The 8,958-nt window shown below is 70.0% G+C and carries 7 protein-coding genes; 2 read left to right on the forward strand and 5 right to left on the reverse strand.

Going from position 1 to position 8,958, the window contains the following annotated elements:
* The 4 genes from ACWD1Z_RS35685 to ACWD1Z_RS35700 form a co-directional block, all read right to left on the reverse strand.
* The coding region (locus ACWD1Z_RS35685) for a GH1 family beta-glucosidase (RefSeq protein WP_451124799.1) at positions 1 to 1,274 on the reverse strand (1,274 nt) is incomplete at its 3' end.
* Positions 1,275 to 1,335: 61 nt separating this feature from the next.
* Positions 1,336 to 2,175 (reverse strand): carbohydrate ABC transporter permease, encoded by an 840-nt coding sequence (locus ACWD1Z_RS35690; RefSeq protein ID WP_389417488.1) that lies wholly within the window; start codon positions 2,173 to 2,175, stop codon positions 1,336 to 1,338.
* 28 nt (positions 2,176 to 2,203) lie between these two features.
* Positions 2,204 to 3,196 (reverse strand): carbohydrate ABC transporter permease, encoded by a 993-nt coding sequence (locus ACWD1Z_RS35695; RefSeq protein ID WP_389417455.1) that lies wholly within the window; start codon positions 3,194 to 3,196, stop codon positions 2,204 to 2,206.
* A gap of 14 nt (positions 3,197 to 3,210) precedes the next feature.
* A complete protein-coding gene (locus tag ACWD1Z_RS35700) occupies positions 3,211 to 4,527 on the reverse strand; it encodes an ABC transporter substrate-binding protein (protein ID WP_451124801.1) in 1,317 nt (438 codons plus the stop codon).
* 195 nt (positions 4,528 to 4,722) lie between these two features.
* On the opposite strand from ACWD1Z_RS35700, the gene ACWD1Z_RS35705 reads away from it, so the two are divergent.
* Positions 4,723 to 6,045 carry an ROK family protein gene (locus tag ACWD1Z_RS35705; RefSeq protein WP_451124803.1) on the forward strand — a complete coding sequence of 441 codons (1,323 nt, stop codon included), beginning with the start codon at positions 4,723 to 4,725 and terminating at the stop codon, positions 6,043 to 6,045.
* Positions 6,046 to 6,371: 326 nt separating this feature from the next.
* The gene (locus ACWD1Z_RS35710; RefSeq protein ID WP_451124805.1) at positions 6,372 to 6,851 is read left to right on the forward strand and encodes an ATP-binding protein; all 480 of its coding nucleotides are present in this window, start codon (positions 6,372 to 6,374) and stop codon (positions 6,849 to 6,851) included.
* Between the two features lie 7 nt (positions 6,852 to 6,858).
* Here ACWD1Z_RS35710 and ACWD1Z_RS35715 read toward each other — a convergent pair.
* The coding region (locus ACWD1Z_RS35715; RefSeq protein ID WP_451124807.1) for a PP2C family protein-serine/threonine phosphatase at positions 6,859 to 8,958 on the reverse strand (2,100 nt) is incomplete at its 5' end.

Consider the following 8,958-nt stretch of genomic DNA (forward strand, 5'->3'; position numbering starts at 1 on the left):
TAGTCGACGTGGACGAGCCCGAAGCGCTTGTCGTAGCCGTAGGCCCACTCGAAGTTGTCGAGCAGGGACCAGGCGTAGTAGCCGGCCAGCGGGGCTCCCTTGCGCACGGCGCGGGCGCACGCGGCCACATGCTGCTCCAGGTAGCGGGCGCGGTCGGGGTCGTCGACGCTGCCGTCGGGGCCGACGGTGTCGGGGAAGGCGGAGCCGTTCTCGGTGACGTACAGCCGGCCGACGCCGTAGTCATCGGTCAGCCTCAGCAGGAACGCCTCCAGACCGCCCGCGTCGATCTGCCAGTCCATCCCGGTGCGCGGCACGTCGGGCAGGCGCACCTCTCGGGCGTACGGGACGGGGCCGGCCGGGTCGTCGGCGACCGTGACGGGGAAGTAGTAGTTCAGGCCGTGCCAGTCGAGCGGGACGGCCATCACCTCCAAGTCGCCGGGGCGCTCCGGGAGTTCGACGCCGTACAGCTCGCGCATGTCGGCGGGGAAGCCGCGGCCGTAGACCGGGTCGAGCCACCAGCGGTTGGTGTGGCCGTCCATGCGGGCGGCGGCGGCGATGTCCTCCGGGCGGCTGGAGGCGGCCTCGACGGTGGAGTGGTTGGTCACGAGGCCGACCTGGGCGCCGGGAGCGGCGGCGCGGATGGCCTGGGTGGCGAGGCCGTGACCGAGCAGCAGGTGGTACGAGGCCTGTACGGCTGCGGTGAGGTCGGTGAGGCCGGGTGCCATCCGGCCTTCCAGGTGGCCGATCCAGGCCGAGCAGAGCGGCTCGTTGAGGGTCGCCCACTGGGTGACGCGGTCGCCGAGGCGCCCGGCGACGGCGGAGGTGTAGGCGGCGAGGTGCTCGGCGGTGTCGCGTACGGTCCAGCCGCCGCGGTCCTGGAGGACCTGGGGCAGGTCCCAGTGGTAGAGGGTGATGCTGGGGGTGATGCCCGCCGCGAGGAGGGCGTCGACGAGACGGTCGTAGAAGTCGAGGCCCGCCGCGTTGACCGGGCCGTCGCCGCCGGGGACCACGCGTGGCCAGGCGATGGACATCCGGTAGGTGTCGGTGCCCAGCTCCTTCATGAGGGCGATGTCCTCGGGCCACCGGTGGTAGTGGTCGCAGGCCTCGTCGCCGTGGTCGTCGTTGTCGATCTTTCCCGGGGTGTGGGAGAAGGTGTCCCAGATCGACGGTGCCCGGCCGTCCTCGGCGACGGCGCCCTCGATCTGGTAGGCGGATGTGGCCGTACCCCACGTGAAGTCGTCGGGGAAGGCGGCGAGGTCTATCGAATCGGACACAGAGGGTGCCTCTCTGGGGTGATCGGAGGAGGTGAGATCAGAGAAAGGGGGGCGCGGGCCGCTACTTGACGGCGCCGGCGGTCAGGCCGGTGACGAGGTAGCGCTGCAGGAGCAGGAAGCCGGCGACGACGGGCAGGCTGACGACGAGCGAGGCGGCCATGATCTGGTTCCAGTACACGTCGTTCTGGGTGGAGTAGCCCTGGAGCCCGACCGCGAGGGTGCGGGTGGTGTCGTTGGTCATGACGGAGGCGAAGAGGACCTCGCCCCAGGCGGTCATGAACGCGTAGACGGCGACGGCGACGATGCCGGGGATCGCGGCCGGCACGACGACCCGGAACAGGGCGCCGAGCGGCCCGCAGCCGTCGACCTTTGCCGCCTCGTCGAGGTCCTTGGGGACCGAGTCGAAGTACCCGATCAGCATCCAGATCGAGAACGGCAGCGAGAAGGTCAGATAGGTGAGGATCAGGCCGCCGCGGGAGCCGAACAGGGCGATGCCGGTGGCGTTGCCGATGTTGACGTAGATGAGGAACAGCGGCAGCAGGAAGAGGATGCCGGGGAACATCTGCGTGGACAGCACCGTGACCGTGAAGACGCGCTTGCCGCGGAAGGTGTAGCGGCTGACCGCGTAGGCCGCGAACACCGCGATGGTGACGGAGCAGACGGTCGCCGCCCCGGCCACGATCAGCGAGTTCATGAAGTAGTCGGCCAGCGGCACCGTCTCCCAGATGTCGAAGTAGGGGCGGACGGTGAGACTCGAGGGCATCCACTGGAACTTCCCCGACACGTCCTCCAGCGGCTTCAGCGAGCTGGAGATCATCACGTAGACGGGCAGCAGTACGAAGCCCGCGAGGAGCGTCAGGAAGATCCGCCGGCTCCACAGGAAGGACTGCGGCGCGGCCATCGGAGAGCGGGCCTGACGCACGGACCGGCTAGGCATCGGTGGCCTTCCTTCCGCGGGAGGTGAGCGCGAGGTAGGCGCCCGTCACCAGGAGCAGGAACAGCAGCAGCAGAACCGACATGGCGGAGCCGGTGCCGAAGTTCCAGGTCTGGAACGAGGACTGGTAGATGTGCAGGGAGATGAGGTCCGCGGCCTCCGGTGCCGCCTCGCCGAACAGCACGAAGGGGGTGTTGAAGTCGTTGAACGTCCACAGGAACAGCACCAGCACGAGGACCTGGTTGACCGGGCGCAGGGACGGCAGGGTGATGCGGCGGATCTGCTGCCAGATGCCGGCGCCGTCGAGCGCGGCGGCCTCGTACATCTCGCGGGGGATGTTCTGCAGCCCGGCCATGACGATGAGGAAGGCGAACGGCCAGCCCTTCCATACCGAGACGACGAGCAGGGCGATGAAGCTGTTGTCGCCGATGAGCCAGAACGGCGCGCTGTCGGTGAGCCCGAGCTGGTCGTGGATCACGTGGTTCACCAGGCCGTTGTCCCGCTGGAACATGAACGCCCAGGTGATGACGGCCGCGTAGACCGGCAGCGCGTACGGCACGAGGAAGAGCGTGCGCAGGAAGCCGCGGCCGCGGAAGCTCTCCTGCATGAAGATGGCGGCGGCCACCCCGAGGAGCCAGCACAGGCCGACCGAGAGCACGGTGAACAGGCAGGTCGTGACGAACGACTTCAGCAGGGCCTCGCCGATGGGGGCGTTGAAGTCGACCGCGAGGGAGTAGTTGTCGAATCCGGTCCAGGGAGCTGTGGTCCAGTCGCGGATGTAGAACTGGGTGAGTTCCCTGAAGCTGACGGCGATGCCGATGACCATCGGCACCAGATGAACCAGGAGTTCGAGCAGGAGGGCGGGGAGCAGCAGGAGGTACGGCAGGCCGATGCGGCGCAGCCGCCCGAAGCGGCGCGTGCGCGCCGCTTCGGGGGGGCTCTTGCGTGCCTTCCGCTCGCCTGTGCCAGGGGCAGCGGTGAGAGTCATCTAGGTGTCCGTACTCAGCTCTTGGGCATCTGCTGCTGGGCCTTCTCAAGCTTGGCCCGTACCGATTCGGTGGTGATGGCCCGGCCCGCGGCGGCGTCGGCGAACAGCTCCTTGACGGCGGTGCCGACGACGGTCTCGAACTGCGACTCCTCGGGCACCTGCGGCAGCGCGGTGGCGCTGGTCGCCAGGGTCTCGCGCAGGACGGCGAGCGAGGGGCTGTTGAAGGCCGGGTCCTCCTGGGCGGCCTTGACCGGCGGGATGGAGCCGTACGCCTTGTTGAGGATGACCTGCTCTTCCTCGCTGGTCATGAAGTTGACGAACTTCTTGGCGCCGTCGATGTTCTTGGTGTTCTTGAAGACGGCGAGGTTGATGCCGGCGACCATGGAGTTGGTGTTGGCGCCCTCACCGGGGGTGCCGGACTGGACGGGAGCGGGCGCCACGCCCCACTCGTCGTCCTTCATGCCCTGGGACTTGAAGGTGGCCGAGGCGGTCTGCCACAGCACCATGCCGGTCTTGTCCTTGGCGAAGTCGCTGAGGGACTGGTTCTGCGCGTACTCGGCGTTGCCGGGCGCGATGATCTTGTCCTTGGCCATCAGGTCGACGTACTGCTTGACCGCCGCGACGGCGCCGTCGGAGGTGAAGTCCGGCTTGCCGTCGGGGGTGAAGAAGTCCGCGCCGTGCTGCTTGCCGAGGACGAACACCTGGTGGATGTTGTTGGAGAGGTTCGAACCCTCGGCGCCGAGGCCGTTGCTGCCCTTGGCGGTGAGCTTCTTGCCGGCCTCGACCAGCTCGTCCCAGGTGGCCGGGGGCTTCTCGATGCCGGCCTCGGCGAAGAGCTTCTTGTTGTAGTAGAGCGCGTAGGCCATGGAGTACAGCGGTACGGCGGCGGGGTCCTGGCCCTGGACACCGGTGGAGCCGAGCGCGGAGTCGACGAAGCGGTCCTTGCCGCCGATCGCCTCGAAGTTCTTCGCGTCCCAGGGCAGCAGGGCGCCGGTGGCCTGGAGGGAGGCGCTCCAGGTGTTGCCTATGTTCAGGACGTCGGGTCCCTGGCCGGAGGTGGTGGCGGTGAGGATGCGGTTGAGCAGGTCCGACCAGGGCACCACCTCCAGCTTCACCTTGATACCGGTCTCCTTCTCGAACTTGTCGAGTTCGGGCTGGAGGACCTTCTTGTCCACCTCCAGGTTGGCACCCTGGTTGGAGGCCCAGTACGTGAGGGTCTTGGGCTTGTCGTTGGACCCCTCCGAGCCGGACGAGCCCCCGCCGCAGGCAGCCGCGGTGAGAACGAGGGAGAGGGTGACGACGCCGACGGCTGCGGCTCTGATTCTGCGCATGACTCCAAGGGCCCTTCCGGGGAGGTGGATGGACTTCGCCTGCGGGGAGGGTGCGACACGACTGGCGTCCCGCGTTCGAGGCCTGAAGCACCCCACCGCTTAATTCACGGTGTGAGTTAAACCTCAAGTGAAGGTCGCGTCAAGGGCTCCGCCCCATGTAAGTTGCGTGCAGGACATCCAAGACGAGGGGGCAGGGTGACAATGCGCAGCGGCCGTACGGTGCGTGACCTGCGGCGGGCGAACCGCACCGCGGTGTTGCAACGGTTGTATTTCGACGGGCCCCTGAGCCGCTTCTCGCTCGGCCCGGTCACCGGGCTGAGTTCGGGCTCGGTGAGCAACGTGGTGTCCGAGCTGGTCGCCGAGGGCCTGGTCGAGGAGGCCGGCAGCGTCGACTCGGCCGGCGGCCGTCCCCGCACGCTCCTGCGCATCAGCGCGCACAGCGGCTACATGATCGGCGTGGACGTCGGTGAGACGCGGGTGCGGATCGAGCTCTTCGACCTGGCACTCACCGAACTCGCCCGGGTGGAGAAGCCGCTCGCGACCGAGGGTCCGCGGCGCGTCGACCGCTACGACGTCGGTGTCGTGGTCGGTCACCTCCGCGACGGCATAACCGAGGTGCTGAGCCAGGCCGGGATCCCCGCGGAGCGGTTGCTCGGCGTCGGCATCGGCGTCCCCGGCATCGTCGCCAGGAGCGCACAGGACGGCGCCGTCGTGCACGGCCAGACCATCGGCTGGGACGCCGTCCCGCTGGAGCGGCTGCTGCGCGAGTCCCGGCTGCTGCCCGAGAGCGTGCCGTACTACATCGACAACGGTGCCAAGACGCTCGGCCAGGCGGAGATGTGGTTCGGCGCCGGACGGGGCGCGCAGAACGCCGTGGTGGTCCTCTTCGGTTCCGGTGTCGGCGCCTGCGTCGTCACCGACGACATGCGGTCCGGCCGGGCCGTGGAATGGGGGCATCTGACCGTACGGGTGCGGGGGCGGCAGTGCCGCTGCGGCGCCAAGGGCTGCCTGGAGGCGTACGCCGGTTCCGAAGCGCTCCTGGAACGGTGGGCCGAGGCCGGCGGGCGGCCCCCGGCGGGCGTGGACGAAGAGACCGCGCTGACCGCCATGCTCGCCGCCGCGTACCCCACCCCCGACGCCGACGGGACGACCGCGCCGACCGACGCGACCGCGCTGGCCGTCCTGGAGGAGACGGCCGAGTACCTCGGCGCCGGCTTCTCCGACCTGATCAACCTGTTCCAGCCCGAGCGTGTCCTCGTCGGCGGCTGGGCCGGCCTCCAGCTCGGCCGGCGCTTCCTGGACACGGTGCGGACGTACGCCGCGTCGTACTCGCTGAAGTACCCGGCCGGGCGCGTCGAGATCGATCTGGGCACCCTCGGACCGGACGCCGTCACCGTAGGAGCCGCGATCCTGCCCCTCGCGGACTTCTTCGCCCGCGGTGGCCGCCGCCCCGAGGCGGCCCCGGAGGAGCAGAGCCCCATGTGGCAGAACAGCCTGCGGGAACGGGCGGCCCAGTGAACGGCCACCGCAAGTGGCCTTGGACCGCGCGAAGTTGAAAGAGCCCGCCCGGCCGCACAGCGCCCTCTCGGCGGTCGAGCGCCCGACCACCTCGCCTTCGTACCCCCCGCACCCCTTCGTCAGCCCTACTGCGATGCGTCAGCCGCGCTCGCTCCAGCCGCCCCTCCGGATTTGGCTCACCAGGCTGATTTCGGCGAGTCTGAATTACGGGCGTTACCTGAAGGCTGAAGAGCCCTGTGCCGGGGCAGCCGACAGGTAGCCGCGCGATGCTGCCTGAGTGCAGTGTGAAGTTTGTGTGACGATCATGTGAGACGGGGACGGGGCGCATGGGACAGACCGTGGGGGACGAGGGACAGAAGACGGGGGACAGGGGTCCGCTGTGGGCGTCGGCCGCCTATGACGGCGATTCCTCCTGCATCGGCGCCGCGCGGCACCTGGCCACCGGCTTTCTCAGCGACGTGGAGGCCATGCACGGGGTGCCGGTGTCCGAGCGGGCGCTGGGCATGACGCAGCTGGTGGTCAGCGAACTGGTCACCAACGCGGTGAAGTACGCGCCAGGACCGGTCATGCTCGATCTGCGGATCGTCGGCGGCGCGGTACGGGTATCGGTGTGGGACAGCGACCCGGTCCTGCCGGACGTCGCCGCCACCGACCCGCGGCGAGTCGGTCGGCACGGCCTGGAGATCACCCTCGCGGTCAGCCAGGGTTACGAAGTCCACCGGGAACCGGTCGGCAAGCGCGTCACGGCACTGATCGCGCTGGCCGACGACCCCGGCGGGCACATCGCCGGCAGCACGAATCCGTGACGTCCCTTCACCCGAGCCGGATGCCCACGATGCACGTGTCGTCGTCGGTGTCGGAGTTGCTGTAGGTCAGCAGGCGGTCCAGTTGCTGGTCGAGCGTGCTGGGCGCCGTGCGGGCGGTGGTCAGCAGGTGGACCAGGGACTCCTCCACGGACCGGTCGCGGCGTTCGATCAGACCGTCCGTGTACATCAGCAGGGTGTCCCCCTCGGCCAGTTGGATCTCACTCTCCTCGTACCCGACCTCGGGCAGCGCTCCGAGCAGCATCCCCTTGACCAGGGGCAGCGCAGCCGCGTCACTGCCCTGGACGAGCACGGGCGGCAGATGGCCCGCCCTCGCCCAGCGGAGCGTCCGCAGGGCCGGGTCGTACAGACCGCACACCGCCGTCGCGGTGACGGCGCCCGTCAGGTGGTGCGCCACGATGTTGAGCCACGACAGCAGCTGTCCCGGCCCGGCACCGGTCACCGCCAGGCCACGCAGGGCGTTGCGCAGGACGACCATGCTGGTCGCGGCCTCTATGCCGTGCCCCGCCACGTCGCCCACGCACAGCAGCACCTGCCCGGAGGGCAGCTCGACGGTGTCGTACCAGTCGCCACCCACCAGCTGCTCGGTTTCCGCGGGCCGGTAGCGGACGGCCACCTGGAGGCCGGGGACCTCCAGCGGTGTCTGCTCGGGCGGCATGATGGCGTGCTGCAGCTGCAGGGTGAGCCGGTTGCGTTCGGTGGCCTGCTGCTCGGTGTGCGCCAGCTGGTCGCGGGTGGCGGCGAGCGCCACCTCGGTCCAGTGCTGGGCGGAGATGTCCTGGCAGGCACCGCGGACGAGGAGCAGCCGGTCGTCGGTGTCGAGCACCGGCTCGGCGACGATGCGGATGTGGCGGGTCACCCCGTCCGGTCGCTGGAGCCGGAAGGCCGCGGCGGCCGGCCGCCGGTGGTGCAGCAGCGTGCGCAGGAATTGACGGATGGCGATGCCGTCGTCCGGATGCGCGTGGGCCGGCAGATGCTCCAGGGGCACCGGGGTGCTCGACTGCGGGCGCCCGTAGAGGTCGAACAGCTGCCCGTTCCAGGTGATCTCACCGGTCAGCACGTTCTCCTCGAAGCCGCCGATGCGGCCCAGGCGCTGGGCGTGCTGGAGCAGGCTCGCCAGTCGCGCCGTCTCGTCCTCGATGCGCCAGATGAGGAGGACGGTGGTGCCGTGCCGGCTGATGCTGATGTCCGCGACCGCCGAGAGGGGAACCTGGTCGACCAGGGCGGTGAGGTTCATCCGGCGGGCCCGGAAGGGTTCACCGGTGGCGTACACGTGCTCGATGCGGTGGAACAGCTCGCTGTCCCCCGCGGCCATCGGGTACGCCTCCAGCAGCAGCGCGCCGCTCACCACCGCACGAGCCCGGCCGGCCGGGTCCAGGAAGCGGTTGTTGACGTGCTGGATACGGAAGTCCACCAGGTTACCGGCGTCGTCCAGGTGGGGCACCAGGACCAGTGCGGGATCGTGCAGGCCGTCGGCCAGGTCCATCAGCTCCGCGGCGTCCGGCAGGACGCGCGGTTCCTGGGCGGGCCCGTGCAGCAGCGTGTAGGTCTCCAGCGTGTGACCGCACAGCTCCGCCAGGGCCTCCACCTGGCGGACGATCTGCGGCGGCTGCGGCCCCAGGGGCGAAGGCCAGGCGATCTCCAGTACGCCGTGGATGCGGCCTCCGGTGCCGGCGGGCAGGGCTGCCCGGCCTCCGTGCGGATGGTGGTGCAGGCCGATGCTGGGCAGTCCGGTCTCCGCGAGGGACGTGATCCACTGCCCCGTGCGCTCGGTGAGGCCGCGCCGCGCCACCGTCGCCACGTCCGGAGGGACGTACCGCCAGCGATCGGCCTCGGCCGGGGAGAACCCGGCGCTGCCCGCCAGGGTGAGCGAACCGTCGGACCCCGCGGCCCACACCGCCACGGCCACCGCGCCGAGCGGGCGCAGCGCCTGCTCCAGCAGGGCTTCGGCGACTGCCTGGGTGTCGTCCGCGGCCAGTGCGCCGCTCTCCGCCGCGCGCAGGCGTACGGCGGCGGACTCGGCCTTGGCCTCCTCGGCGGCCCTGGTGGCGGCGAGGAACGCGTCCGTTACCTCGGACATCCGGTCCCG

It is taken from the genome of Streptomyces sp. NPDC002784 (assembly GCF_053592135.1).